We start from the raw sequence: 25,913 nt of genomic DNA, 5'->3' as shown, positions 1-25,913 counted from the left end.
TTGCGCGACCTTTCTTTCGCGTACGGTCACGGAACGGGCACCGCGCTTGACGTGTCAGTGGCCTCCGGCAGACTTGGCCGGGAATAGCACTTTGGATCAATGGCACGCACGGCGCCTGAAGGCCTACGGGGGACGCAGAGACATGAGCCAGGACGGCGCACAGGGCCGGTACGCGGGGCGGGCGCTCGCCGGCGGCCGCTATCAGCTGCGCGACTTGCTCGGCGAAGGCGGCATGGCCTCGGTGCACCTCGCGTACGACGCCGTGCTCGACCGCCAGGTCGCGATCAAGACTCTGCACACCGAGCTGGGCCGGGAACAGGCCTTCCGCGAGCGCTTCCGCCGCGAGGCCCAGGCCGTGGCCAAGCTCACGCACACCAATATCGTCTCGGTCTTCGACACGGGCGAGGACGATCTGGACGGCTCGACGATGCCGTACATCGTCATGGAGTACGTCGAGGGCCGGCCGCTCGGCTCGGTGCTGAACGAGGACGTGCGGCAGTACGGCGCGATGCCCGCCGACAAGGCGCTGAAGATCACCGCGGACGTGCTCGCCGCGCTGGAGATCAGCCACGAGATGGGCCTGGTCCACCGGGACATCAAGCCGGGCAACGTGATGATGACCAAGCGCGGCGTCATCAAGGTGATGGACTTCGGCATCGCCCGCGCCATGCAGTCCGGCGTCACCTCGATGACGCAGACCGGCATGGTCGTCGGCACCCCGCAGTACCTGTCGCCGGAGCAGGCGCTGGGCCGGGGCGTCGACGCCCGTTCCGACCTCTACTCCGTCGGCATCATGCTGTTCCAACTGGTCACCGGCCGGCTGCCGTTCGACGCGGACTCGCCGCTGGCGATCGCGTACGCGCACGTGCAGGAGGAGCCGGTCGCTCCTTCGTCGATCAACCGCGCCCTGCCGCCGTCGGTGGACGCGCTGGTCGCCCGCGCGCTGAAGAAGAACCCGAACGAGCGCTTCCCGAGCGCCGAGGCCATGCGCGACGAGTGCCTGCGGGTGGCCGCGTCCTTCCAGGCCGCCGCGCCGAGCATCGTCCCGGGCGCGCCGACGCAGAGCGGCGCGGGCGTCGGCTCCGCCGTGTTCCCACCTGTCGACCAGGCGACGCCGGGGCCCATGGGCAACGTACAGACGCCGTACCAGCAGGCTCCGACGCCGAATCCGTACGGCACCCCGCAGCCGGCGCCTTCTCCGGCGTACGGCTATCCGCAGCAGGCCGGCTACCAGACGCCGGGCCCGGCCGGCTATGCGCCGCAGCAGCACCCGTCGACCCCGCCGCCGTACAACCTCACGCCCCAGACCGCCTCGACGGCGTCCTCAGGCGGCGGCAAGGGAAACAGGCCGGTGATCATCGGCTCGATCGTGGTCTCGCTGGTCGCGGTCGGCGGGCTGATCGCGGCGCTGATGATGAACAGCGGCGGCGGAAGCGCCGACCCGAACGCCAGCGGCAGCCCCAGCGCGTCGACGTCGACCAAGGTGGCGGGCTACCGCGGGCCGGACACGTCGAAGACCATCGAGAAGACCGAGTGCACGGAGCCGGAGGAGTCGTACAACGACCCCGACCAGGTGCGGATGCCGGACTTCACGTTCAAGAACTGGGACTCGGTCCTCGCCTGTCTCCAGGCCGCCGGATGGCAGTACGACCCGACCCGCGTGGACGAGAACACCTACGGCGAGGACACGGTGATGAAGCAGTACCCCACGGCGGGGACGGACTTCGACCCGAAGAACCCGCCGGAGATGCAGTTCGACATCTCCACGGGCAACCCGGCGTCGTGAAGTGAACACCTGAAGCGAACGCCTGACGTGAAATCGTGAAGCGACATCGTGAAGTGAAATCGTGAAGGAAAGGGCCCGGCAGCTTCGGCTGCCGGGCCCTTTTCGTCAGTGGTCGGGGTGCCGGGCTTACAGGTACGGGCCGCCCGAACGGCCGCCCGTGCGCAGGTCGTCGCCCTCCTCGTGGCCGCCCACGCCCGGCGGGAGGGCGCGGCGCATCTGCTCCAGTTGGGCCCGCGCGGCCATCTGCTGGGCGAACAAGGTGGTCTGGATCCCGTGGAAGAGCCCTTCCAGCCAGCCGACCAACTGGGCCTGCGCGATGCGCAGTTCCGCGTCGCTCGGGGTCGCCTCGTCCGCGAACGGCAGGGACAGCCGCTCCAGCTCCTCGACGAGCTCCGGGGCCAGCCCGTCCTCCAGCTCCTTCACCGAGCTGGAGTGGATCTCCTTGAGCCGGGCCCGGCTCGCCTCGTCCAGGGGAGCCGCGCGCACCTCTTCGAGCAGCTGCTTGATCATGCTCCCGATCCGCATGACCTTCGCCGGCTGCTCGACCATCTCCGTCACGGGAACCTCGCGGGAGTCCTCGTCGCCTCCGCCGCCGAGAGCCATTCCGTCCTGCCCTACGACCAGGATCTGGGGGTTCTCCGGCGACCGTTCGTTCCTCGGCATCTCCATGCCGCCATTCTCTCGCACCCGTACACCTCATCACCGTGGTGCCCCCGGTAAGGGCTGATCCACCGTTTACGGGGGCATGTGCCTCGCCATCGATCTTCTGGAGCAGCCTGGAATGCCGGTATTGCGGGTGAATGTCAGTCTTGGTCCGTGACTTCATGGCTGCGATCGCTGCGCGTGACGGGGGTGCTCGTCGCGGCGGTCGTGATGGCGTACGGGGGTGAGTCGTCGTACGCCGCCGAGTCGTCGCCGACGGCCACAGCGTCGGCATCGGGATCGGCGTCCGCATCCGATACCGATACCGCATCCGATTCCGATTCCGGTTCCGATTCCGCACCCGGTCCCGCACGTGCCTCCGCCTCGCCCTCTCGGTCCCCCTCCGCCTCCGCCGCCGAGCCCTCCCGGGCGGGGAGCCGGCCGGGTGAGGGGCGCCAGCGGCCCGGGCGGCCGGACGAGGCGGCGGAGGCGGAACCGGTGGACACGGATCCGGCGGTGCCGGAGGACGAGGGTGCGGCGGACGAGGACGAGGACGCTGCCGCGGACACCGACCTCGACAGTGGGACGGACGGCGACCCCACCGCCGTACCGGAACCGCCGCGCGAGACCGCTGCCGTGCCCCCCGCACACCCGCAGCGGCCCGCGAGGGGGACCGTGGCCCGCCCCGCCGAGCCCAGGCTGCCGATCCTGCCGCTCGGCAGCGGGCTGATCCTCGTCGGGCTCGGCCTGGGCCTCGCCTTCGTGGCACTCAGGGTGCGGCGGAGGGTGTCGTAGAGGGCGCCTCCTGCCTCTCTGCCCCCTGCCTCTTGCCTCCTGCCGCGTGGAGGGCCTCCTACGGCGTGACGAGCAGGACCTTTCCGATGTGGCCGCTCTCCTCCACGACCCGGTGCGCGGCGGCCGCGTCGCTCATCGGGAGCTCGCGGTCGACGATCGGGCGCACGTGACCGGCGTCGATCAGCGGCCAGACGTGCTCGCGTACGGCCGCGACGATCGCCGCCTTCTCGCCCAGCGGGCGGGCACGCAGCGAGGTCGCGCTGATGGCGGCCCGCTTGCCCAGGAGCATGCCGATGTTCAGCTCGCCCTTGATGCCGCCCTGCATGCCGATGATCGCGAGCCGGCCGTTGACGGCGAGGGCCCTGACGTTGCGGTCGAGGTACTTGGCGCCCATGTTGTCGAGGATGACGTCGGCGCCGGCCCCGTCAGTGGCCTTCTTGACCTCTTCGACGAAGTCCTGGTCGCGGTAGTTGACCAGGATGTCGGCGCCCAGCTCGGCGCAGCGTTCCAGCTTCTCCGCGGTGCCCGCCGTGACGGCGACCTTGGCGCCCACGGCCTTGGCGAGCTGGATCGCCATGGTGCCGATGCCGCTGGAGCCGCCGTGCACGAGCAGGGTCTCGCCGGGGCGCAGGTGGGCGATCATGAAGACGTTCGACCAGACCGTGGACACCACCTCGGGGAGCGCCGCGGCCTGCTTGAGGTCGACGCCCTTGGGCAGGGGCAGCAGCTGGCCGGCCGGGACGGCGACCTTCTCGGCGTAACCGCCGCCCGCGAGCAGTGCGCACACCTCGTCGCCCACGTTCCAACCGGAGACGCCGGGGCCGACCTCGGTGATCCGTCCGGAGCACTCCAGGCCGGGGTGGCGGGAGGCGCCGGGCGGCGGGTCGTAGAAGCCCTGCCGCTGCAGTATGTCGGCGCGGTTGACGGCGCTGGCCGCCACCTCGACCAGTACCTCGCCCTCGCCGGGCACGGGATCCGGGACCTCGTCCCACACCAGCGCCTCGGGCCCACCAGGTTCGGGAATCGTGATCGCATGCATGCAGGGGACGCTACCCCTCGGTCCCCGGTCGGACCCTCGTCGGTCCTTGGACCGATCCCCTGAGAATTCCCTGTGCGGCGGCGATGAGTTTGCGCGACCGTAAAGGTCTCCCCATGCGTAACCCGAGTACGCGGAAGGACACCCCCATGAGCCAGCACACGTCCGGCCTGGCCATCGAGACCGCAGGCCTGGTGAAGACGTTCGGCGAGACACGGGCCGTCGACGGAGTCGACCTCGCGGTGCCGGCCGGCACGGTCTACGGCGTCCTCGGCCCGAACGGCGCCGGAAAGACGACCACGGTGAAGATGCTCGCCACCCTGCTACGACCGGACGGCGGCGAGGCCCATGTCTTCGGGCACGACGTCGTACGGGACGCCGACGAGGTCCGCAGCCGGGTCAGCCTGACCGGCCAGTACGCCTCCGTGGACGAGGACCTCACCGGCACCGAGAACCTGGTCCTGCTGGGGCGGCTGCTCGGTCACCACAAGAAGGCCGCGCGGGAGCGGGCCGCGCAGCTGCTGGAGGCCTTCGGCCTCACGGACGCGGCCGGGAAGCAGGTCAAGCACTACTCCGGCGGCATGCGGCGCCGTATCGACATCGCCGCCTCCATCCTCAACACCCCCGAGCTGCTCTTCCTGGACGAGCCGACGACCGGTCTCGACCCGCGCAGCCGCAACCAGGTGTGGGACATCGTGCGCGCGGTCGTCGCCCAGGGCACCACCGTGCTGCTGACCACGCAGTACCTGGACGAGGCCGATCAGCTGGCGTCCCGGATCGCGGTCATCGACCAGGGCAAGGTGATCGCCGAGGGCACCAAGGGCGAGCTGAAGGCGTCCGTGGGCGCCGGTTCGGTACATCTGCGGCTGCGCGATCCCGCGCAGCGGCCGCAGGCCGAGGAGGTGCTGCGGCTGGCTCTGGACGCGGACGTGCAGCTGGAGCCGGATCCGGTGGCCCTGACGGCCCGTGTCGGGGGCGGGGCGGCGAACGGGCAGGGCGCGGCCGAGCAGGCGGCCCGCGCGCTCGCCGAACTGGCCCGCACCGGGGTCGTCGTCGACAACTTCTCCTTGGGCCAGCCCAGCCTGGACGAGGTCTTCCTCGCCCTCACCGGACATGACACGAAGGCCAACGACACCACGAGCGAGGTGGCGGCATGAGCACCGCGACGACAACCGAGAGCAAGGACCTCGCCCCGGTCAGCGCCGAATCCCTCGCCGCGCTGCTCGTCACCGGTGAGCGGCCGCCGCGCCCGAGCGCCCTGTCGGCCTCGCTGACCTTCGGCTGGCGGGCCATCCTCAAGATCAAGCACGTGCCCGAGCAGCTCTTCGACGTCACCGCGTTCCCGATCATGATGGTGCTGATGTACACGTACCTGTTCGGGGGCGCCCTGGCCGGGTCCCCGAAGGAGTACATCCAGTTCCTGCTGCCGGGCATCCTCGTGATGTCGGTCGTGATGATCACGATGTACACCGGCGTCTCGGTCAACACCGACATCGAGAAGGGCGTCTTCGACCGGTTCCGCACCCTGCCGATCTGGCGGCCTTCGGTGATGGTCGGCTATCTCCTCGGCGACGCCCTGCGCTACACGATCGCCTCCGTCGTGATGCTCACGGTCGGCATGATCCTCGGCTACCGCCCGGACGGCGGGGTCGGCGGCGTGCTCGCCGGGATCGCGCTGCTGGTCCTGTTCTCGTTCGCGTTCTCGTGGATCTGGACGATGTTCGGGCTGCTGCTGCGCACCGAGAAGTCCGTGATGGGCGTCAGCATGATGGTGATCTTCCCGCTCACCTTCCTGTCCAACGTCTTCGTCGACCCGAAGACCATGCCGGGCTGGCTGCAGGCGTTCGTCAACAACAGCCCGGTGACCCATCTGGCGTCGGCGGTGCGCGGCCTGATGGCGGGCGACTGGCCGGCCGCCGAGGTCGCCTGGGCGCTGGGCTGGGCGGGCCTGTTCGTGGCTATCTTCGGGCCGATCACGATGCGGCTGTACAACCGCAAGTAGCCGGACCCTGCACTGTGATCAGTCCTGGGGCAGCGGGCGGACGTCGGGGGCGATCTGCGTGCCCGGCGTCGCCCGCACGATCGTGATCAGCCGGTCCGTCAGCTGCAGCGTACCGACGGCCACATCGTCGTATCCGAGCACCCGGTGCCCGCGTACGACGCTCACCACCAGGTCGACCGTCTCCTTCGGGCGCTTGCCCACCTCGGCCTTTATGACCGGCCGTTCGATGATGTCGAGTCCGCTGCCCTGCTGGATCAGGTCCTCCATCACCATGCCGGCCGCGGGGCTCAGCACGGACAGGCCCAGCAGCCGCCCGGCGGCGCTGGCGCTGGTGATCACCGCGTCGGCGCCGGACTGCTTCAGCAGCGGGGCGTTCTCCTCCTCCCGCACCGCGGCCACGATCTTGGCGCCCTTGTTGAGCTGCCGGGCCGTCAGCGTCACGAGGACGGCCGTGTCGTCGCGCTGGGTCGCGATGATGATCTTCCGGGCCCGGTGTACCTCGGCCCGCATCAGGACGTCGCTGCGCGTCGCGTCCCCGACGACCCCGGCATACCCGTCCGCGGTCGCCGCCTCGATCACCTTGGAGCTGGGGTCGACCACGACGACCTGCTCCTTCTTGAGCCCCGTCGCGCAGACGGTCTGGATCGCCGAGCGTCCCTTGGTGCCGAAGCCGATGACGACGGTGTGGTCGCGCAAGGTGGACCTCCAGCGGTTGAGTCGCCACTCCTCACGCGTGCGTTCGGTGAGGACCTCGAGCGTGGTGCCGACCAGGATGATCAGGAACAGCACGCGCATCGGCGTGATGACGAAGATGTTGGTCAGCCGGGCGGCGTCACTGACCGGGGTGATGTCGCCGTAGCCGGTGGTGGAGAGGGTGACGGTCGCGTAATAGCAGGCGTCGAGGAAGTCGACGGAGCCGTCGGAGTTGTCGTTGTAGCCGTCGTGGTCGGCGTAGACGATCACCGCGGTGGCCATGAGCAGGAACAGGGCCATGAGCACCCTCTTGGCGACCTGCCGGAACGGGTGCTCGACCACCTTCCGGGGGAGCAGCACCCGATGGGTCACGAGATGTTCGTCCGCCTGGCGGGCGATCGCGTCCTGGCCCGGAAGTTTCACGTGAAACACACCCCGATCCCGGCCGTGGCCCAGGGCAGGTCGAGCAGTTCCGTCTCCTGACCGGGCCGCACCCCGCCCGGAGGTACGACGGCGAGAGCGTCGGCCGCCGCGATGCCCCGCAGCATCGCCGGGCCGTTGTAGTGCAGCGGCCCGGCACTGTCACCGCGCAGGACCACGGGGATGAGCCGGGTGTCGTGCGGATGCCCGTGCGCCTCGTCCCGCAGCGGCAGCGTGTACGGCTCCGGGGCGGGGCGTGCCGCCAGGGTGCGCAGCAGCGGTTCGGCGAGCGTGAGCAGGCCGGAGACGGCCGCGAGGGGGTTTCCGGGCAGGCCGACGAGGTGCTGGTTCTCCTTGGTGCGGGCCAGCAGCATGGGGTGGCCGGGGCGCACCTTGACACCGTCGACCAGGAGTTCGGCACCGATGCGCCGAAGGGTGGGGTGCACGTGGTCGACGGGGCCGGAGGCGGTGCCGCCGGTGGTGACGATCAGGTCGGCGGCGGAGGTGGTGATCGCCTTGTGGAGTGCCTTGGCGTCGTCGCCGAGCCGGCGTACGGCGGTGACCTCGGCTCCGAGGGCCCGCAGCCAGGGCGGGAGCATGGGGCCGAGCGCGTCCCGGATCAGCCCGTCGTGCGGCTTGCCCTCGGTGAGCAACTCGTCGCCCAGGACGAGGACTTCGACGCGGGGACGGGGCACGGCGGTGACGGTGTCGTATCCGGCGGCCGCGGCGAGGCCGAGCACCGCCGGGGTGACGAGGGTGCCGGCCGGGAGGAGCTGGTCGCCGCTGCGGCACTCCTGTCCGCGCGGGCGGATGTCCTGGCCGTGCACGATCTCGCGCGTGGTGTGGAGGTGGCCCTTGTCGTCGGTGCGGCCGTGCTCGCTGCGCAGGACGGCGGTGGTGTCGAGGGGAATCCGGGCGCCGGTGGCGATCCGGACGCCCTCGCCGTCGGTGAGCCGCTCGGGCTCCGCGTGTCCGGCCAGCACGCCCTCGTCCCGTACGGCCCAGGGGCCGGGACCGGCGACCGCCCAGCCGTCCATCGCGGAGGTGTCGAAGGAGGGCAGGTCGGTGAGGGCGGCGAGGGGGGCGGCCAGGGTGAGGCCGAGGGCGTCGTCGAGGGCGACGGAGACGGGAGCGCGGCGGCCCCCGGAGCGGGCCGCGCGGGCCGCGATCGCCCGGGCCTCGGGCCAGGGGGTGGCCCGGTGGCGGGGGGTCGGTTGGTGGGACGCGTCGGGCCGGCCGGCCTGCGGGGCGGGTGCGGGCACGTGATCACCGGCGATGTGGCCGTTGCCTTCCTTCACGAGGGCGAGCACCTCCTCGACGTCGAAGTCCTCGGCGTCCTCGGCGTCCTCACCGGTCCGGGCGGCGCGGGCGGTCATCCGGCGTCCGGGCGGGTGTCGGGCGTGGCGTCGGGGGCCACGTCCGGCTTGGTGTCGGCGGTGTCCTCGTCGGCCCAGCGGAGGGCGAGGGCGGCCGCCTTGCGGGACGCCTCGGCCACCGCCTCGGGGCCTCCCCCGGCCTGCGCGGCCGCGTAGCCGACGAGGAAGGTGGTCAGCGGTGCCGCGGGCCTCGCCACACCGTGGGCGGCGTCACGGGCGAGGTCGAGCAGCACACCGGTGTCGACGTCGAGGTCGATGCCCAGCTCGTCCTTGACTGCGGAAATCCATTCATCCAACACGTGCCCATGCTCCCTGATACGTGCCCTGGCGGCGGCGATGTCGTCCCAGGTGTCGCAGTCGAAGGACGCGACGGGGTCCGGGACACGAGTGAGGTCGAGACCGGCGGTGAGCCTACGCAGGGCCAGCCCCGTAGTGCCGCCCTGCCCGCTGCTGAGGGCGGTCAGCTCGCGGCGCAGTGCGGGCGCGCGGTACGCGGCCACCAGCGGCTGGTCACGGCCGTCGGCGTCGGTGAGCAGCACGCCGTCGGCGCCGGTCGCCCGCAGGGCGGTCAGCAGCCGCCGTACCGTCGCCTCGCCGAGGAACGGCAGGTCGGCGGAGAGTACGACGACCTGCTCGGCCGTGGTGTGTCGCAGCCCGGCGTCCAGTGCGGCCACCGGCCCGCCGCCGGGCGGGTCCTCACGCGCCCAGGTCACGGGCCGCGCGGTCGGCCGGGGATCGGCGACGACGACGGTGGTGCGCGCGTCGGCGCAGGCGGCCAGCACCCGGTCGAGCAGCGCCCGCCCGCCCACACGCACGCCGGGCTTGTCGGCACCCCCGAGCCGCCGGGCGGCACCGCCGGCGAGTACGACGGCGTCGTACGCGGCGGCGGGGGGCGGTTCGCTGACGGTCACCCCCCGAGTATGCGTGCCGCCGTGATCACAGGGAACGCGGGGGAAGCCGCGCAATCACCGCGTGATCAGAGTGTGCGCAGCAGGACCGAGGGTTGTTCCACGCAGTCCGCCACGTACCGCAGGAAGCCTCCCGCCGTGCCGCCGTCGCACACGCGGTGGTCGAAGGTGAGCGACAGCTGGACGACCTGACGCACGGCCAGCTCGCCCTCGTGCACCCACGGCTTGGGGACGATGCGGCCGACGCCGAGCATGGCCGCCTCGGGGTGGTTGATGATCGGCGTGGAGCCGTCGACGCCGAACACTCCGTAGTTGTTCAGCGTGAAGGTGCCGCCGGTGAGTTCCCGGGGGGTGAGGGTGCCCACGCGGGCCGACTCGGTCAGCCTGGCGAACTCCGCGGTGAGCGACTCGGCGTCCCGCGTGTGCGCGTCGCGTACGACGGGCACGACGAGTCCCCGCTCGGTCTGCGCGGCGAACCCGAGGTGCACGGCGTCCAGCCGGACTATCTCCCTGGCCTCCATGTCGACGGTGGAGTTGAGCTCGGGGTGGCGGGCCAGGGCGGCGGTGCAGATGCGGGCCAGGAGGGCGAGGAGGGAGATCTTCGGCCCGCCCGCCGCGTTCATCGCCGTCCGCGCCCGCATCAGTTCGGTGGCGTCGGCGTCCACCCAGCAGGTGGCGTCCGGGATCTCGCGCCGGCTGCGGGAGAGCTTGTCGGCGACGGTGCCTCGGATGCCCTTGAGGGGGATGCGGGTGGCTCCGGCGGTTGCCGCGGAGGGGGCCGGGGTGGCGGTGGTGGTCGGCGCCGCGGGCGGGTGGGCCTCTGCGGCCGGCGCTGTCGTACGCCCCTGGGCCGCTGCGGCCCGCAGCGCGTACTCCACGTCCGCCCGCAGGATCAGCCCGTCGGGGCCGGAGCCGTTCAGCTCCTTGAGGTCGAGGCCGTTCTCACGCGCCAGGCGGCGCACCAGTGGCGAGATCACCGCGACCGGGCCGTCCGCCACCTCGGGGGCGCTGCCCTGCCCGTTCGCCGCTTCGGGCACCGGGTCCGGCTGCCCCGGCCGCACCCTGCGCCTGCGCGCGGGCGCCTGAGAGGTGCCATAACCCACCAGCACGTTCCCCGAGCCCTCGGTCTCCCCGCCCGAGGCCGCCGCACCCACGGCGACCGTGATCAGCGGAGCCCCGACGGGCAGTTCCGTGCCCTCCTCGCCGAAGCGGGCGGTGACGACACCGCCGTAGGGGCAGGGCACCTCGACCATCGCCTTGGCCGTCTCGACCTCGACGACCGGCTGGTCGACGGCGACGAGGTCTCCGACCTCGACGAGCCAACGGACGATTCCCGCTTCGGTGAGCCCCTCCCCGAGGTCGGGAAGCCTGAACTCCAGACTGTGCATTTCAGAAGCGTGTGCCATCAGCCCTCGGCCTCCCATTGCAGACGCCCCACGGCGTCCAGGATCCGGTCCACGCCGGGCAGGTGGTGACGCTCCAGCATCGGCGGCGGGTAGGGGATGTCGAACCCGGCCACGCGCAGCACCGGCGCCTCCAGATGGTGGAAGCAGCGCTCCGTGACACGGGCCGCGATCTCCCCGCCCGGGCCGCCGAACCCGCCCGACTCGTGTACGACGACCGCTCGTCCGGTCCGCCGTACCGAGGCGCAGACCGTCTCGTCGTCGAACGGCACCAGGGAGCGCAGGTCGACGACTTCGAGGTCCCAGCCCTCGTCCCGGGCCGCCTCGGCGGCTTCGAGGCAGACGGGCACGGACGGCCCGTACGTGATGAGTGTGGCGCTCCGGCCAGAGCGCCGCACCACCGCGCGGCCTATCGGTTCAACGGTCTGCGGATCGTCCGGGTTCCAGGAGTCCTTGGACCAGTACAGGCGCTTGGGTTCGAGGAAGACGACCGGGTCGTCGGAGGCGATGGCGGCGCGCAGCAGCCCGTAGGCGTCGGCGACCGTGGCGGGCGTGACGACATGGAGCCCGGGAGTCGCCATGTAGTACGCCTCGGACGAGTCGCTGTGGTGCTCGACGCCACCGATGCCGCCGCCGTAGGGGACGCGGATGGTGAGCGGGAGCGGCATCGTGCCGCGGGTGCGGTTGCGCATCCTCGACACATGGCTGATCAGCTGCTCGAACGCCGGGTAGGCGAACGCGTCGAACTGCATCTCCACGACCGGGCGCAGCCCGTACATCGCCATGCCGACGGCCGTGCCGAGGATGCCGGCCTCGGCCAGCGGGGTGTCCGTGCAGCGGTCCTCGCCGAACTCCTTGGCGAGGCCGTCGGTGACCCGGAAGACACCACCGAGGGTGCCGACGTCCTCGCCCATGACGTGCACGGCCGGGTCGGCGGCCATGGCATCGCGCATCGCGCGCGTGAGGGCCTGCGCCATGGTGGCCGGTTTGAGGGCGACGGTGGTCATCGGTGCGCCCCTTCCTGTTCCGCCGCCAGCTCGGCACGCAACTGGGCCTGCTGCTCGCGCAGCTGCGGGGTGGGCTCGGCGTACACGTGGGCGAACAGGTCCATGCGGTCCAGGAGCGGGTCCTGGTTCATGCGCTCGCGCAGGTCGGCGGCCATGGTCTCGGCGGCCTCGCGGGCTGCCTGGATGCCGCTGTCGTCGATCAGGCCGCGTTCGCCGAGCTCGTGCTCCAGGAGGGCGATCGGGTCGTGTCCGCGCCAGGTCTCGACCTCGGCGTCGCCGCGGTAGCGGGTCGCGTCGTCGGCGTTGGTGTGCGCCTCCACCCGGTAGGTGACGGCCTCGACCAGGGTGGGGCCGCCTCCCTCGCGCGCGTGCCGTACGGCGTCGGCGAGCACCTCGTGCACGGCGACGGCGTCGTTGCCGTCCACCAGGCGGCCGGGCATGCCGTAGCCGACGGCCTTGTGGGCCAGCGACGGGGCCGCGGTCTGCTTGGCGAGCGGGACGGAGATCGCGAAGCCGTTGTTCTGGACGAGGAAGACGACCGGGGCCTGCCAGACGGCGGCGAAGTTCAGCGCCTCGTGGAAGTCGCCCTCGCTGGTGCCGCCGTCGCCGACCATCGCCAGCGCGACCACGTCGTCGCCCTTGAGGCGGGCGGCGTGCGCGAGGCCGACGGCGTGCGGGAGCTGGGTGGCGAGCGGGGTGCACAGGGGGGCGACGCGGTGCTCGCGCGGGTCGTAGCCGGTGTGCCAGTCGCCGCGCAGGAGGGTGAGGGCCTGGACGGGGTCCACACCGCGGGCGATGACGGCGAGGGTGTCGCGGTAGCTGGGGAAGAGCCAGTCCCGCTCCTCGAGGACCAGCGCGGCGGCGACCTCGCAGGCCTCCTGGCCGGTGCTGGACGGGTAGACCGCCAGGCGGCCCTGCTTGGTGAGGGCGGTGGCCTGTGCGTTGTAGCGGCGGCCTCGCACCAGTTCGGCGTACAGCCGGCGCAGCAGCCCGGGATCGGCCTGGGCGGCCGCCTCCGTGCCGAGGACGCGGTACGGACGCGCGTCGGGCAGCAGCGGCGCGGGATCCGTGCGGGGCTGCCAGGCGGGCGGCGGGGTCGGCTTGTACCCGCCCCGCTGCTCCATGACCGTCATGACGGCACCTCCTCGTGGGAGCGGCTTCAGGCGCGCCAGGGGTGTGATGCGCGCCTCACCTACCGATTGTTCGGTCGTCGGCACATTTTGGCTACAGGCACCCTCAGGCTGTGGACAATCGGTTCTGCACAACCTGAAATGAACGCAGTACGTCCATGGTAGAGAGGCGGGGGGACATGGCATCTGAACAAATGGCCGAGAGCCCGGAAGGCAGCGGCCCCCTGCCGCCCGCGCGCCCGCTCGACGCCATCGATCTGGACATCCTGCAGATGCTCCAGGCGGACGGCCGCGCGTCCATAAGGTCGGTGGCCGAACGGGTCCATGTCTCGCGCGCCAACGCCTACGCACGTATCAACCGCCTCATCGAGGACGGCGTCATCCGCGGCTTCGGGGCCCGCGTCAACCACGAACGCGCAGGTCAGGGCACTTCGGCTTATATCACCCTGAAGATCGTCCAGAACTCCTGGCGCACGGTGCGCGAACAGCTCAGACAGCTGCCCGGCGCCTCCCACATCGCCCTGGTGGGCGGCGACTTCGACGTGCTGCTCCTGGTGCACACGTCCGACAACCGGGCCCTGCGGGAGCTGGTGCTGACCCGGCTCCAGGCGATCCCCGAGGTGCTCAGTACCCGCACGCTGCTGGTGTTCGAGGAGGAGGACCTGGAGCCGCAGGGCTGAATCTCAGGCTTCTCGCAGCCCCGAGAAGACCAACTGCGCCACCGCGTCGGAGACTTCCCGCTCGTTCATGCCCCGCCCGTCCGGCCGGTACCACTCCACTATGGAGTTGATCATCCCGAAGACCAGCCGCGTCGCGAGCCGCACCTCCACGTCGCCGCGCACGTCCCCGTCGGCGGCGGCCGCCTTCAGGAGCTCGGCGACCTGGTGGTCGAAGTCGCGGCGGCGCTCCAGGGCCCACCGCTCGGTGCCGGTGTTGCCGCGCACGCGCAGCAGCAGGGTCACGTACGGCAGCTCGGCGATGAGCACCTCGACCATGCGCCGCACGACGTACTCCAGGCGCCCGGCGGCAGGCCCCACGCGCGCGTGCTCCTCGTCGAGGATCCCGAAGAGGCCGTCCAGCGCCCGGCTGACGGCGCGGCGCAGCAGCTCCTCCTTGCCGGAGACGTGGTGGTAGATCGACGACTTGGAGATGCCGGCCGCCTTGGAGAGGTGCTCCATGGAGGTGCCGTCGTAGCCGCGTTCGTTGAAGACCTGGACGGCGACGGACAGCAGCGTCTCCGGCGTGTACGTGTCGCGCTTGGCGGTGGTCATGAGGTGCTGCCCTCCCGCTTGTCGGTGGCGTACGCGTGGCGGTACAGCGCGAGGGACGGCGCGTAGCGCCCCGAGGGGTCGCGCAGGTGCAGGTCGTCGAGGAGGGCGTAGGCCCAGTTGCGGCCGAGCCGGCGGCTCCACTCGAAGGGACCCAGAGGGTAGTTGACCCCGAGGCGCATCGCGGTGTCGATGTCCTCCTCGGTGGCCACGCCCTTGGCGACGGCGTCGTGCGCCAGGTCGACGATGCGCGCGACCGTGCGCGCCACGATCATGCCGGGGACGTCACCGATGACGCTGACCTGCTTGCCGAGTGCCTGGAAGAGGCCGACGGCCTCGGCGAGGGTCGGCTGGGAGGTGTCCTGGGAGGCGGACAGGGCGATGCGGGTGGCGCGGCGGTAGTCGAGCGCGAGGTCGAAGTAGACGACGTCGCGGAACTCGACCGAGGTCTGCCCGTCGGCGAGGGCCAGCTGGCCGCCGCTCGGCAGCACCAGGCGGGTGCCGTGGTCCTCGTCGTCCTCGCGGACCGGGATGCCCGCCTCGCGGATCAGGGCGAGCAGCTCGGAGGCGGGGCCCAGGTCGCCCTCGACGACGACGTACGCCGGCGGCTGGGCCGGTTCCGCGGTGTGCGGCTCGGGACGGTCGGCGTCCTCGGCGTGGTCGTACCAGCCGTGTCCGGTCTTGCGTCCGAGCCTGCCCGACTCGACCAGGCGGCGCTGGGCGAGCGACGGCGTGAAGCGCACGTCCTGGAAGAAGGCCTGCCACACGGAGTGCGTGACCGACTCGTTGACGTCCTGACCGATGAGGTCGGTGAGTTCGAAGGCGCCCATCTTGAAGCCGCCGCACTCGCGCAGGACCGCGTCGATCGTGGCGGGTTCGGCGCCCTGGGCCTCGTAGACCGCGAAGGCCTCCGCGTAGAAGGGCCGCGCGATGCGGTTGACGATGAAGCCCGGGGTGTCGGCGCAGGCCACGGGAGTCTTGCCCCAGGCGCGGGCCATCTCGTACGCGCGCGTGGCCGACGAGACGTCGGTCGCGAACCCGGAGACGACCTCCACGAGGGGGAGCAGCGGGGCGGGGTTGAAGAAGTGCAGGCCCACCAGGCGGCCCGGGTTGCGCAGGGCGCCGCCGATGGCCGTCACCGACAGGGACGAGGTGTTGGTGGCGAGCAGACAGTCCTCGCCGACGACGTCCTCCAGCGCGCGGAACAACTCCTGCTTGACGTCCAGCCGCTCCAGGACGGCCTCGACGACCAGGGCGCAGTCCGCGAGGTCGGCGAGGTTCTGCGCGGGCAGCAGGCGGGCACGTGCCGCGTCCCGGTCGGCGCCGCCGAGCCGGTCCTTCTCGACGAGCCGGTCGAGGCGCGCGGCGATCGCGTCGGCCGCCTCCTGGGCCCGGCCGGGAGCGGCGTCGTACAGCCGTACGGAATGGCCGGCCACCAGCGCGACCTGGGCGATGCCCTGGCCCATGGTGCCGGTGCCGACGACGGCCACGGGGCTGCTGAGGTCGAGTGCTGTCATGTGCGCGATCCTCCCGCACGGGGTTTTCCACAGATGCGGCGGACCCCCTTGTCCCGACCGATCGTTCGGTTACTCTAACTCTCACTGGCCCACCCGTCACCCGCCACCACCCAGACCGAGGCGCTTCGCGCCGCACCTCTCGATTTCCTGCCCATGTTTCTGCCCAGGTCATGAGCTCGACGAAGAGTTCTTGAGACGAGGAGTTGGTCCCGCATGGCCGCCGAACTCACCGCGCACGATCTGATCGCCAAGCACCGGCCTACCCTCGACCAGGCGCTGGAAGCGATCCGCACACGCGCGTACTGGTCCCCGCACCCCGAACACCCCAAGGCCTACGGCGAGAACGGCAGCCTGGACATGGCGGCGGGCAAGGCCGCCTTCGACACCCTCCTGGGCACCCGCCTCGACCTCGGTCAGCCCGGCACGGACGACTGGGTGGGCGGCGAGGTCTCGCCCTACGGCATCGAGCTCGGGGTGAGCTACCCGCACGCGGACGTCGACGAGCTGCTGCCCGCCATGAAGGCCGGCCAGAAGGCCTGGCGGGACGCGGGCGCGGAAATGCGCGCGGTGGTGTGTCTGGAGATCCTCAAGCGGATCAGCGACCGGACGCACGAGTTCGCGCACGCGGTCATGCACACCTCCGGCCAGGCCTTCATGATGGCGTTCCAGGCGGGTGGCCCGCACGCGCAGGACCGCGGCCTGGAGGCGGTGGCGTACGCGTACGTGGAACAGGTCCGCACGCCCGACACGGCGGAGTGGACCAAGCCGCAGGGCAAGCGCGACCCGCTGGCGCTCACCAAGCAGTTCACGCCGGTCCCGCGCGGGATCGCGCTGGTCATCGGCTGCAACACCTTCCCGACGTGGAACGGCTATCCGGGCCTGTTCGCCTCCCTCGCCACCGGCAACGCGGTCCTGGTGAAGCCCCACCCGCGCGCGGTACTGCCGCTCGCGCTCACCGTGCAGGTCGCGCGCCAGGTCCTCGCCGAGGCCGGCTTCGACCCGAACCTCGTGGCGCTGGCCGCCGAGCGTCCCGGCGAGGGCGTCGCCAAGACCCTGGCCACCCGCCCCGAGATCCGGATCATCGACTACACCGGCTCGACGGCCTTCGGCGACTGGCTGGAGGCCAACGCCCGCCAGGCGCAGGTGTACACGGAGAAGGCCGGCGTCAACACGGTGATGGTCCACTCCACGGACGACTACAAGGGGATGTTGTCCAACCTGGCCTTCTCGCTGTCCCTGTACAGCGGCCAGATGTGCACGACTCCGCAGAACCTCCTGATCCCCAGGGACGGCATCCGCACCGAAGAGGGCCCCAGGACCTTCGACGAGGTGGTCGCCGACCTCGCCCGCTCGGTCGACGGCCTGCTCGGTGACGACACGCGCGCGAACGCCCTGCTCGGCGCGATCGTCAACCCGGACGTCAAGGCCCGCCTGGAGGCCGCGGCCGGTCTCGGCGAAGTCGCCCTCGCCTCGCGGGAGGTGAGCAACCCGGAGTTCCCCGGAGCGGTCGTGCGCACTCCCGTCATCGTGAAGCTGGACGGCGCGCGGAAATACTGGGAGGGCGCCGACGACGAAGCCGCCTACATGAGCGAGTGCTTCGGGCCCGTCTCCTTCGCCGTCGCGATCGACTCGGCGTCCGACGCGGTGGAGCTGCTGCGGCGCACGATCCGCGAGAAGGGCGCGATGACGGTCGGCGCGTACACCACCGACGAGGAGGTCGATCAGGCCGTGCGGGAGGTCTGCCTGGAGGAGGCGGCCCAGCTGTCGCTGAACCTCACGGGCGGGGTGTACGTCAACCAGACGGCCGCCTTCTCCGACTTCCACGGCTCGGGCGGCAACCCGGCGGCCAACGCGGCGCTCACCGACGGGGCGTTCGTGGCGAACCGCTTCCGGGTGGTCGAGGTGCGCCGCGAAGCCTAGGGGCTAGCCGATCGCGCCCCCGGTGGCGCTCCAGTGGTACAGCGTCATGGCCACGCTGGTCGCGAGGTTGTAGCTGGAGACCTGGGGGCGCATCGGCAGCGCCACCAAGTGGTCGGCACGCGCGCGTAGTTCGGCCGACAGCCCGCTGCGTTCCGAGCCGAAGGCGAGGATCGCGTCGTCCGGGAGCTTGGTGCCGCGGATGTCCTCGCCCTCCGGGTCCAGAGCGAACACCGGTCCCGGCGGCAGCTCCTGCACCGTCAACCGTTCCACGGCGGTCGCGAAGTGCAGCCCGGCGCCGCCGCGTACGACCGTGGGATGCCAGGGGTCGAGCGTTCCGGTGGTGACCACTGCGGTCGCGCCGAAGCCGGCGGCCAGCCGGATCACCGCCCCCGCGTTGCCCAGGTTGCGCGGGTTGTCGAGGACCACGACGGGCGCGGTGCGGGGGGTGTGCGCCAGCCTCTCAAGGTTGGCCGCGCGGGACGGACGTACGGCCAGGGCGGCGACCGCGGTGGGGTGCGGGCGTGGGACCAGACTCCGGTACACCGGCTCCGGCACCTGTGTCAGGAGCGCGTCCAGCGTGTCCCGTACGTCCGGCGCCAGCTCCTCGGCGAGGGCGAGCGCGGCGGCCCGGTCGACGGTGACCGCCACCGGGACCTCGGCGCCGAAGCGCAGCGCGTGCTTGAGGGCGTGGAAGCCGTCGAGGAGCACGGAGGTGTCGGCGAGCCGGTGCCAGACGTCGAGGGGATCGGGGGCACTCATGCCCTGAAGCCTACGGGCGCGTCGCCCACGTCCCCCGCGTCCGTCGCGTCTTCCGCGCTCTCCGGGGCCCGCGGCTTCGGCAGCGTCGTACGGCCCGTGCCCGCGACCAGCCGTCCACGCGCGCGTGCCGCCCAGCCGCCGAGCCGGCGCAGGAACGACGTCGGCAGGAAGACCGCGTCGGCGGCGATCATCGCCAGCGAGAAGAACGGCAGCCCGAGAAGCACGGCGATCGCGGCGTGCTCGAACATCATGACCGCCAGCAGAACGTTCTTGACGCGCCGGTTGAAGAGCGTGAAGGGGAAGGCGACCTGCGCGACGACGGTGCCGTACGTCACCAGCATCACCATCGTGCCGCTGGCCGCCAGCACGTCGGCGAGCGCGGGCCACGGGGAGAAGTACTCGAGGTGCAGGGGGTAGTAGACGGCGGTGCCGTCCTGCCAGCGCGAGCCCTGGATCTTGTACCAGCCCGCCGTGGCGTAGATCAGACAGGCCTCGGCCATGATCACCAGGAGGGCGCCGTTGTGGACGATGTTGGCGACGACGTCGAGCAGGATCCGGGGTTCGCCGCTCCTCGCCCGGCGGCCTATGAGCCACCACAGGGCCTGCGCGAGCCAGACCGTCCAGAGCAGCAGCGGCACGAACTCCTCGCCGTCGAACAGCCGGCCCGACAGGGTCACCGCCGCCAGCGCCAGGCCGAGCACGCCCCACAGGGCCGGCCCGGCCCGGTCCGGAACGTGTTCCCCACGCGCGCGTGCCTCGCGGCCGGGCCGAGCCCGCCGCGCGTCCAGCGACCACACCTGGCCGCAACGCGTGAAAGCCAGGTAGATGCACATCAGGTGCAGGACGTTGTCGCCGCCGTCCCCCATGAAGATGCTGCGGTTCTGCAGCGAGAGCACGCCGACCATGAACAGCACGGACATCGTGCGGGTGCGCCAGCCCAGCAGCAGCAGAGCGCTCGTCAGGACGGCCAGCGCGTAGACGGTCTCGAACCAGAATCGGCCGTCGGACCACATCAGGGCCGAGAAGGCGCCGTTGTTCGAGACCAGCTGCTGGGCGAGGTCCCAGCTCCAGGGGCCGTCGGGGCCGTACATCTCCTCGCGGTGCGGAAACTCGCGCAGCAGGAACAGCAGCCAGGTCGCACTGAAGCCGATGCGGATCACGGCGGTCTGGTACGGGCCGAGGGCGGCCCCGGTGACACGGGCGATGGCGGAGGAGAAGCAGAGCGCGAAACGGTTCACTTCACGTACCCCTCGGCGCTGTCCGCCGGAATCGACCACCAGGCCAGCACCCGGTACACCGGCTGGTCCGACACCTTCTCCTCGCTCCACTCGGGCGGGCGAACATTGGTGGTGCGGGAACGGATCTGGACGAGATCGATCGTGCCGCCCTTCCCGGCCGCGTCCTCGCGCTCCAGTCGCAGCAGCACGATGCGCCGCAGATACGTCTCGGACAGGGAGCCGCGCAGGCCCACAGGCCGGTTCTCGCCGTCGTGCGTGGCGACGAAGAAGTCCCAGGCACGGCGCAGCTCGTTCTGCTGGGTGTGGCTCGGCAGCAGATTGCCGTCGATGGCCCGGCCGTCCTCGGCGGAGAGGTCGTACCAGCCGGTCATCCGCGTGCTGCCGTCCGCGCTGTCGATCTGAGCCCGGACCTGGACGGCGATGTTCTGCTGCAACGGGTTCGGCGCGAACAGCTTCCAGTTCTGCTCGAACTCCGGGTAGATCCAGTCGTCGATCGCCCTGCCGTGCTGCTTGGTCACCGTGTTCGAGGGCGCGACGTGCAGGAACACTATGCCTATGTGCACACAGACGGCCACGGCGACGACCGCGAGGGCCACGGCGGCGGCGATCTGGTAGCGCAGGGAGAGGGCAGCGACGCCTGTGCGAGCTTCGCGGGGTGCCTCGCGGGGCACCTCGCGGGGTGGAGGGTCGGCCGGTCGGCCGGTCGCCGGGGCCGGGTCGGGCCGGGAGCCCTGGGAAGCGGGTGGGTCGGCGGGCGCGGCGCCCGGCTCGACCTGCCCGTGCAGGGCGTTCGAGCCTCCGTCGTGCACGTCCATTCCGCCCCGTTTCCGATTCCGGTCCGTCTTCCGGCCGCCCTGCCGCCTGGCACTCGGCGCCTGCCGTCCGCCGCAGGCGCCGTACCACCCACGTGCCACCACGCCCGCGACGCTCGCACGGAACGGTACTCAGGCCCGCGCGCCCGGCACAGCCCCCACCGGCCCTTCCGCGAAGCCACCCCGGTTGTCCACAGGCGGAGCGCCCGGACGCCCGCAGGTTATCCACAGCGGTTGACACCTTACGGCGCCCGTCCCACCATGGAATCGCACGAACCGAACGATCGGTCGGGAGCAAGACCGGCAGAGCCCAGGTCGAGGGGGACCTCATGGCGACAGCAGCCGCGCACAGGACGGCGCGCACCCAGGCGTACGACGGCCAGGACGGCACAGAGGCCGGCGGCGACACCGCCGCGTACGAGAGGGCCTTCGACGCCGCCGTGGCCGCCGACGAGCGCGTCGAGCCACGCGACTGGATGCCCGACGCCTACCGCGCGACGCTCGTCCGGCAGATCGCGCAGCACGCCCACTCCGAGATCATCGGCATGCAGCCGGAGGCGAACTGGATCACACGCGCGCCCTCACTGCGCCGCAAGGCCATCCTGATGGCCAAGGTCCAGGACGAGGCCGGGCACGGGCTCTACCTCTACAGCGCGGCAGAGACCCTCGGCACCGGCCGCGACGAACTGCTCGACAAGCTCCACACCGGACGCCAGAAGTACTCCTCCATCTTCAACTACCCGACGCTGACCTGGGCGGACGTCGGCGCGATCGGCTGGCTGGTGGACGGCGCCGCGATCACCAACCAGGTGCCCCTGTGCCGCTGCTCGTACGGCCCTTACGCGCGCGCGATGGTCCGTGTCTGCAAGGAGGAGTCCTTCCACCAGCGCCAGGGGTACGAACTGCTGCTGGCCCTCAGCCGCGGCACCCCCGAGCAGCACGCGATGGCGCAGGACGCGGTGGACCGCTGGTGGTGGCCGTCCCTGATGATGTTCGGCCCGCCCGACGACGAGTCCGCGCACTCCGCGCAGTCGATGGCATGGAAGATCAAGCGCCATTCGAACGACGAGCTGCGTCAGCGCTTCGTCGACATCTGCGTCCCCCAGGCCGAGTCCCTGGGCCTCACACTCCCCGACCCGGACCTGACGTGGAACGAGGAACGGGGGCACCACGACTTCGGCCCGATCGACTGGACGGAGTTCTGGGACGTCCTCAAGGGCAACGGCCCTTGCAACGAACAGCGGATCACGCAGCGCAGGCGGGCCCACGAGGAGGGCACCTGGGTGCGGGAGGCGGCCTCGGCGTACGCGGCGAAGCACGGTGCCGGAAGGGGAGTGGAGCAGGCATGACGAACACCGACTGGCCCCTGTGGGAGGTTTTCGTGCGCTCTCGTCGCGGCCTCTCGCACACCCACGCCGGCAGCCTGCACGCGCCGGACGCGGAGCTCGCCCTGCGCAATGCCCGTGATCTGTACACCCGGCGTGGCGAGGGCGTCTCGATCTGGGTCGTCCCGTCGTCCGCGATCACCGCGTCCTCGCCCGACGAGAAGGACCCGTTCTTCGAGCCGTCCGCCGACAAGCCGTACCGGCACCCGACGTTCTACGAGATCCCGGAGGGGGTGAAGCACCTGTGACCGCGGATGTGAGCGTGAACTCCGCCGCCCTCGCCCTCGGCGACGACGCCTTGGTGCTCTCCCACCGTCTCGGGGAGTGGGCGGGCCACGCCCCCGTCCTCGAAGAAGAAGTGGCCCTCGCCAACATCGCGCTGGACCTCCTCGGCCAGGCCCGGGTGCTGCTGTCGCTGGCCGGCGACGAGGACGAACTGGCGTATCTGCGCGAGGAGCGCGCCTTCACCAACCTCCAGCTGGTGGAACAGCCCAACGGCGACTTCGCCCACACCATCGCCCGCCAGCTGTACTTCTCCACCTACCAGCACCTGCTCTACGCCGAACTGGCCGCCGGGGAAAGCCTGTTCGCCCCGCTTGCCGCGAAGGCTGTCAAGGAGGTCGCCTACCACCGCGATCACGCCGAACAGTGGACCCTGCGGCTCGGCGACGGCACGGACGTCAGCCATGAGCGGATGCAGCGGGCGTGCGAGACGCTGTGGCGGTTCACCGGGGAGATGTTCCGGCCCGTGGCAGGGGTGGACGCCGACTGGGCGGGGATGGAGTCGACTTGGTCCGAGTCCGTCGAAGACATCCTGCGCCGCGCCACCCTCACCGTCCCCGAAGGCCCGCGGTCCGGGGCATGGACGGCCGGGGCGGGCCGTCAGGGCCTGCACACCGAGTCCTTCGGGCGGATGCTCGCCGAGATGCAGCATCTGCACCGCAGCCACCCGGGGGCGTCATGGTGACGACCACTCCGCTGGAGGCGGAGCTCCTGAAGGTGGCCGGTGCCGTACCCGACCCCGAACTGCCCGTGCTCACCCTCCAGGAGCTCGGCGTCCTGCGCGCGGTGCACGTCCACGGTCCCGACTCGGTGGAGGTCGAGCTGACTCCGACGTACACCGGCTGCCCGGCCGTCGAGGCGATGTCCCTGGACATAGAGCGGGTGCTGCACGAACACGGCATACGAGACGTCACCGTGCGCACGGTTCTCGCGCCGGCCTGGTCGACGGACGACATCACGGACGAAGGGCGGCGCAAACTCCAGGAGTTCGGCATCGCCCCGCCGCGCACGGGGCGGGCAGCCGGCCCGGTCGGCCTGCAGCTGGGGCCCACCCGCACGCTCGCTCCGGAAGCCGAAGAGGCCGCCGACCCCGTCCGCTGCCCGCACTGCGGCTCCGCCGACACCGAGCTGCTCAGCCGTTTCTCCTCCACCGCCTGCAAGGCGCTGCGCCGGTGCCTGTCGTGCCGTGAACCCTTCGACCACTTCAAGGAGTTGTGATGGCCCGCTTCCACGCGCTCCCCGTGGCCGCGGTCGACCGGCTCACCGACGACTCCGTGGCCCTGACCTTCACCGTGCCCGAGGATCTGCGCGAGGAGTACCGGCACGCCCCCGGCCAGCATCTCGCCCTGCGGCGCACGGTGGACGGTACGGAGATCCGGCGCACCTACTCGATCTGCTCCCCGGCACCGGCGCCGGACGGCGAGGGGCCCCGCACCCTGCGCGTCGGAGTGCGGCTGGTCGACGGCGGCGCCTTCTCGACGTACGCGCTGAAGGAGATCAACATCGGCGACGAGCTGGAGGTGATGACCCCGGCGGGCCGCTTCACCCTCGAACCGGCGCCCGGTCTGTACGCGGCGATCGTCGGCGGCAGCGGCATCACCCCGGTGCTGTCGATCGTGGCGACGCTGCTGGCGCGCGAGCCGGAGGCCCGGTTCTGTCTGATACGCAGCGACCGCACGTCCGCCTCGACGATGTTCCTGGAGGAGGTCGCCGACCTGAAGGACCGCTATCCGCAGCGGCTGCACCTGGCGACTGTGCTGTCCCGGGAGGAGCAGCAGGCGGGTCTGCCGTCCGGGCGGCTCGACAAGGAGCGGCTCGGCGGGCTGCTTCCGGCACTGCTGCCCGTGGAGGACGTGGCGGGGTGGTTCCTGTGCGGGCCGTTCGGGCTGGTGCAGGGGGCCGAGAGAGCACTGCGGGAGCTCGGCGTTTCCCGCACCCGCATCCACGAGGAGATCTTCCATGTGGACGCCGCGCCCGTGACCACCGCGCCCGTGACGGCTCCCGCACACAGCACGGTGACCGCCCGGCTCGACGGCCGCGGTGGAAGCTGGCCGGTCCAGCAGGGCGAGTCGCTCCTGGAGGCGGTTCTGCGCAACCGGGCCGACGCGCCCTACGCCTGCAAGGGCGGGGTGTGCGGGACCTGCCGGGCCTTCCTGGTCTCCGGCGAGGTGCGCATGGACCGCAACTTCGCGCTGGAGCCGGAGGAGACGGAGGCGGGATATGTGCTGGCGTGCCAGTCGCATCCGGTGACCGAGCGGGTGGAGCTGGACTTCGACAGGTGAGGGGCTGAGAAGCGCCCGGCGTTCCCCAGCTGGTCCTCGGCAGCCCGTTCCCTTCTTCTAGAACCTGTTCTATCTTGACGGACCGTCAGATCGGCGGCCCGGCGGAAGGACAGGACCGTGGACTTCACCTTCACCGAGGAGCAGGAGGCGGCAGCCGAGGCGGCGCGGGGGGTGTTCGCCGGGGTCGCCCCGGACGCGGTGCCCAGTCCCGCGCTCACCGCGGGCGCCGTCGCGGACGACTTCGACCGTGCGCTGTGGGCGAGGCTCGCCGACGCGGACCTGTTGAGCCTGCTGCTGGACCCGGAGTTCGGCGGCGCGGGACTGGACGCCGTCGCCCTGTGCCTGGTGCTGCGCGAGGCGGCAAAGGTGCTGGCACGGGTGCCACTGCTGGAGAGCAGCGCCGCGCTGGCCGCCGTACAGGCCTTCGGCGGCGAGGAGTTGAAGGCCGGCCTGGCGGCGCGGGCGGGCCGCGGGGAGGTCGTCCTGACCGTCGCCGCGAGCGGCCGCACCGGCCACGACCCGGCCGAACTCGCGGTGACCGCACGGCAGGAGGGCGAGGTGTGGGTGCTGGACGGAGTACAGACGGCGGTGCCGTGGGTGTACGGCGCCGACTTCGTCCTCGTCCCCGCACACACGGCCGCCGACCGGACCCTGCTCGCCCTGGTCCCCCGGGTGCACGCGGGAGTCGGGCTCGCCGAGCAGATCTCCACGACCGGTGAGCGGCTGGGCGAACTGCGCCTGGACGCCGTACGGATCGCGGACCGGGACGTCATCGACGCCGACGGCGCGTGGGAGTGGCTGCGGGACCTGCTGGCCACCGGGACGTGTGCGCTGGCGCTCGGTCTGGGGGAGCGAGTGCTGCGGATGACCAGTGAATACACCGGCAAGCGAGAGCAGTTCGGGTTCCCGGTGGCCACGTTCCAGGCCGTCGCCGTGCAGGCCGCCGACCGCTACATCGACCTGCGGGCCATGGAGGTCACACTGTGGCAGGCCGCGTGGCGGATCGCCTCGGGAGCGCCGGGCGCGCTGCCCGCGTCCGGTGACGTGGCCGTCGCCAAGATCTGGGCGTCGGAGGGCGTGCGTCGGGTCGTGCAGACGGCGCAGCACCTGCACGGCGGGTTCGGCGCCGACGTGGACTACCCCCTGCACCGATACCACGCCTGGGCCAAGCACCTGGAACTGTCGCTCGGCCCGGCAGCGGCACACGAGGAGACCCTGGGTGACCTGCTGGCGGCCCACCCGCTGGCCTGAA

The 25,913-nt window shown here is 71.6% G+C and carries 25 protein-coding genes; 12 read left to right on the top strand and 13 right to left on the bottom strand.

Annotation, left to right across the window (positions count from 1 at the left end; all coding sequences use genetic code 11):
* The first annotated feature begins 142 nt into the window (after window positions 1–142).
* On the top strand, window positions 143–1,786 hold the full coding sequence (locus ADK57_RS36070; RefSeq protein WP_053753907.1) for a protein kinase domain-containing protein: 1,644 nt from the start codon (window positions 143–145) through the stop codon (window positions 1,784–1,786).
* A 126-nt stretch (window positions 1,787–1,912) separates the two neighbouring features.
* Here ADK57_RS36070 and ADK57_RS36065 read toward each other — a convergent pair whose 3' ends face one another.
* Window positions 1,913–2,455 (bottom strand): bacterial proteasome activator family protein, encoded by a 543-nt coding sequence (locus ADK57_RS36065; protein ID WP_053753906.1) that lies wholly within the window; start codon window positions 2,453–2,455, stop codon window positions 1,913–1,915.
* A 471-nt stretch (window positions 2,456–2,926) separates the two neighbouring features.
* On the opposite strand from ADK57_RS36065, the gene ADK57_RS51680 reads away from it, so the two are divergent.
* Window positions 2,927–3,223: a hypothetical protein gene (locus tag ADK57_RS51680; protein WP_053753905.1), complete on the top strand. Its 297-nt coding sequence runs from the start codon at window positions 2,927–2,929 to the stop codon at window positions 3,221–3,223.
* A gap of 58 nt (window positions 3,224–3,281) precedes the next feature.
* Here ADK57_RS51680 and ADK57_RS36055 read toward each other — a convergent pair whose 3' ends face one another.
* The gene (locus tag ADK57_RS36055; RefSeq protein WP_053753904.1) at window positions 3,282–4,262 is read right to left on the bottom strand and encodes an NAD(P)H-quinone oxidoreductase; all 981 of its coding nucleotides are present in this window, start codon (window positions 4,260–4,262) and stop codon (window positions 3,282–3,284) included.
* A gap of 146 nt (window positions 4,263–4,408) precedes the next feature.
* Between ADK57_RS36055 and ADK57_RS36050 the strand changes: the two genes are divergently transcribed.
* Both ADK57_RS36050 and ADK57_RS36045 read left to right on the top strand, forming a co-directional pair.
* Window positions 4,409–5,416 (top strand): ATP-binding cassette domain-containing protein, encoded by a 1,008-nt coding sequence (locus ADK57_RS36050; RefSeq protein ID WP_053753903.1) that lies wholly within the window; start codon window positions 4,409–4,411, stop codon window positions 5,414–5,416.
* Window positions 5,413–6,261, top strand: coding sequence for an ABC transporter permease (locus ADK57_RS36045; RefSeq protein ID WP_053753902.1), 849 nt, complete (start codon window positions 5,413–5,415; stop codon window positions 6,259–6,261). The genes ADK57_RS36050 and ADK57_RS36045 overlap by 4 nt, the downstream gene beginning before the upstream one ends.
* An 18-nt stretch (window positions 6,262–6,279) precedes the next feature.
* Here the strand turns inward: ADK57_RS36045 and ADK57_RS36040 are convergent, their stop codons facing one another.
* From ADK57_RS36040 to pdhA, 6 genes are all read right to left on the bottom strand, one after another.
* Window positions 6,280–7,377: a potassium channel family protein gene (locus ADK57_RS36040; protein ID WP_053753901.1), complete on the bottom strand. Its 1,098-nt coding sequence runs from the start codon at window positions 7,375–7,377 to the stop codon at window positions 6,280–6,282.
* Window positions 7,374–8,750 carry a molybdopterin molybdotransferase MoeA gene (locus ADK57_RS36035; RefSeq protein ID WP_053753900.1) on the bottom strand — a complete coding sequence of 459 codons (1,377 nt, stop codon included), beginning with the start codon at window positions 8,748–8,750 and terminating at the stop codon, window positions 7,374–7,376. The genes ADK57_RS36040 and ADK57_RS36035 overlap by 4 nt, the downstream gene beginning before the upstream one ends.
* Window positions 8,747–9,661: an NTP transferase domain-containing protein gene (locus ADK57_RS36030; RefSeq protein ID WP_053753899.1), complete on the bottom strand. Its 915-nt coding sequence runs from the start codon at window positions 9,659–9,661 to the stop codon at window positions 8,747–8,749. Before ADK57_RS36030 ends, ADK57_RS36035 begins: the two co-directional genes overlap by 4 nt.
* 65 nt (window positions 9,662–9,726) lie before the next feature.
* Window positions 9,727–11,064 carry a dihydrolipoamide acetyltransferase family protein gene (locus ADK57_RS36025; protein WP_078973537.1) on the bottom strand — a complete coding sequence of 446 codons (1,338 nt, stop codon included), beginning with the start codon at window positions 11,062–11,064 and terminating at the stop codon, window positions 9,727–9,729.
* Entirely contained in the window at window positions 11,064–12,068 is a 1,005-nt protein-coding gene (locus ADK57_RS36020; RefSeq protein WP_053753897.1) for an alpha-ketoacid dehydrogenase subunit beta, read from the bottom strand. The genes ADK57_RS36025 and ADK57_RS36020 overlap by 1 nt, the downstream gene beginning before the upstream one ends.
* The gene (gene pdhA, locus ADK57_RS36015) at window positions 12,065–13,201 is read right to left on the bottom strand and encodes a pyruvate dehydrogenase (acetyl-transferring) E1 component subunit alpha (protein WP_053753896.1); all 1,137 of its coding nucleotides are present in this window, start codon (window positions 13,199–13,201) and stop codon (window positions 12,065–12,067) included. Before pdhA ends, ADK57_RS36020 begins: the two co-directional genes overlap by 4 nt.
* A 191-nt stretch (window positions 13,202–13,392) precedes the next feature.
* Between pdhA and ADK57_RS36010 the strand changes: the two genes are divergently transcribed.
* A complete protein-coding gene (locus ADK57_RS36010; protein WP_053753895.1) occupies window positions 13,393–13,878 on the top strand; it encodes an Lrp/AsnC family transcriptional regulator in 486 nt (161 codons plus the stop codon).
* Window positions 13,879–13,881: 3 nt separating this feature from the next.
* On the opposite strand, the gene ADK57_RS36005 is transcribed toward ADK57_RS36010, so the two are convergent.
* Both ADK57_RS36005 and ADK57_RS36000 read right to left on the bottom strand, forming a co-directional pair.
* The gene (locus ADK57_RS36005) at window positions 13,882–14,469 is read right to left on the bottom strand and encodes a TetR/AcrR family transcriptional regulator (protein WP_053753894.1); all 588 of its coding nucleotides are present in this window, start codon (window positions 14,467–14,469) and stop codon (window positions 13,882–13,884) included.
* Window positions 14,466–15,983 (bottom strand): 3-hydroxyacyl-CoA dehydrogenase, encoded by a 1,518-nt coding sequence (locus ADK57_RS36000; RefSeq protein WP_053753893.1) that lies wholly within the window; start codon window positions 15,981–15,983, stop codon window positions 14,466–14,468. Before ADK57_RS36000 ends, ADK57_RS36005 begins: the two co-directional genes overlap by 4 nt.
* Window positions 15,984–16,196: 213 nt before the next feature.
* On the opposite strand from ADK57_RS36000, the gene paaN reads away from it, so the two are divergent.
* Window positions 16,197–17,903 carry a phenylacetic acid degradation protein PaaN gene (gene paaN, locus ADK57_RS35995; RefSeq protein ID WP_053753892.1) on the top strand — a complete coding sequence of 569 codons (1,707 nt, stop codon included), beginning with the start codon at window positions 16,197–16,199 and terminating at the stop codon, window positions 17,901–17,903.
* 3 nt (window positions 17,904–17,906) lie between these two features.
* Here the strand turns inward: paaN and ADK57_RS35990 are convergent, their stop codons facing one another.
* The 3 genes from ADK57_RS35990 to ADK57_RS35980 are packed head-to-tail and all read right to left on the bottom strand — an operon-like array spanning window position 17,907 to window position 20,715.
* Window positions 17,907–18,662 carry a TrmH family RNA methyltransferase gene (locus ADK57_RS35990; protein ID WP_053753891.1) on the bottom strand — a complete coding sequence of 252 codons (756 nt, stop codon included), beginning with the start codon at window positions 18,660–18,662 and terminating at the stop codon, window positions 17,907–17,909.
* The gene (locus ADK57_RS35985; RefSeq protein ID WP_053753890.1) at window positions 18,659–19,900 is read right to left on the bottom strand and encodes an HTTM domain-containing protein; all 1,242 of its coding nucleotides are present in this window, start codon (window positions 19,898–19,900) and stop codon (window positions 18,659–18,661) included. The genes ADK57_RS35990 and ADK57_RS35985 overlap by 4 nt, the downstream gene beginning before the upstream one ends.
* Entirely contained in the window at window positions 19,897–20,715 is an 819-nt protein-coding gene (locus tag ADK57_RS35980; protein WP_053753889.1) for a DUF5819 family protein, read from the bottom strand. Before ADK57_RS35980 ends, ADK57_RS35985 begins: the two co-directional genes overlap by 4 nt.
* Window positions 20,716–21,041: 326 nt before the next feature.
* Between ADK57_RS35980 and paaA the strand changes: the two genes are divergently transcribed.
* The 6 genes from paaA to ADK57_RS35950 all read left to right on the top strand — a co-directional run bounded on the left by paaA (window position 21,042) and on the right by ADK57_RS35950 (window position 25,912).
* Entirely contained in the window at window positions 21,042–22,061 is a 1,020-nt protein-coding gene (gene paaA / locus ADK57_RS35975; RefSeq protein ID WP_053753888.1) for a 1,2-phenylacetyl-CoA epoxidase subunit PaaA, read from the top strand.
* Window positions 22,058–22,345, top strand: a complete 288-nt coding sequence (gene paaB, locus ADK57_RS35970) for a 1,2-phenylacetyl-CoA epoxidase subunit PaaB (protein ID WP_020119451.1) — start codon at window positions 22,058–22,060, stop codon at window positions 22,343–22,345. Before paaA ends, paaB begins: the two co-directional genes overlap by 4 nt.
* Window positions 22,342–23,064 (top strand): 1,2-phenylacetyl-CoA epoxidase subunit PaaC, encoded by a 723-nt coding sequence (gene paaC, locus ADK57_RS35965; protein ID WP_053753887.1) that lies wholly within the window; start codon window positions 22,342–22,344, stop codon window positions 23,062–23,064. The genes paaB and paaC overlap by 4 nt, the downstream gene beginning before the upstream one ends.
* Window positions 23,058–23,597 (top strand): 1,2-phenylacetyl-CoA epoxidase subunit PaaD, encoded by a 540-nt coding sequence (gene paaD, locus ADK57_RS35960; RefSeq protein WP_053753886.1) that lies wholly within the window; start codon window positions 23,058–23,060, stop codon window positions 23,595–23,597. The genes paaC and paaD overlap by 7 nt, the downstream gene beginning before the upstream one ends.
* Window positions 23,597–24,661, top strand: a complete 1,065-nt coding sequence (locus ADK57_RS35955; protein ID WP_053753885.1) for a 2Fe-2S iron-sulfur cluster-binding protein — start codon at window positions 23,597–23,599, stop codon at window positions 24,659–24,661. Before paaD ends, ADK57_RS35955 begins: the two co-directional genes overlap by 1 nt.
* Window positions 24,662–24,778: 117 nt before the next feature.
* Window positions 24,779–25,912 carry an acyl-CoA dehydrogenase family protein gene (locus ADK57_RS35950; RefSeq protein ID WP_053753884.1) on the top strand — a complete coding sequence of 378 codons (1,134 nt, stop codon included), beginning with the start codon at window positions 24,779–24,781 and terminating at the stop codon, window positions 25,910–25,912.
* Window position 25,913: the final 1 nt, after the last annotated feature.

The sequence above is a fragment of the Streptomyces sp. MMG1533 genome (assembly GCF_001279775.1).
GTDB lineage: Bacteria > Actinomycetota > Actinomycetes > Streptomycetales > Streptomycetaceae > Streptomyces.
This window is presented reverse-complemented; position numbering and strand designations above follow the sequence as displayed.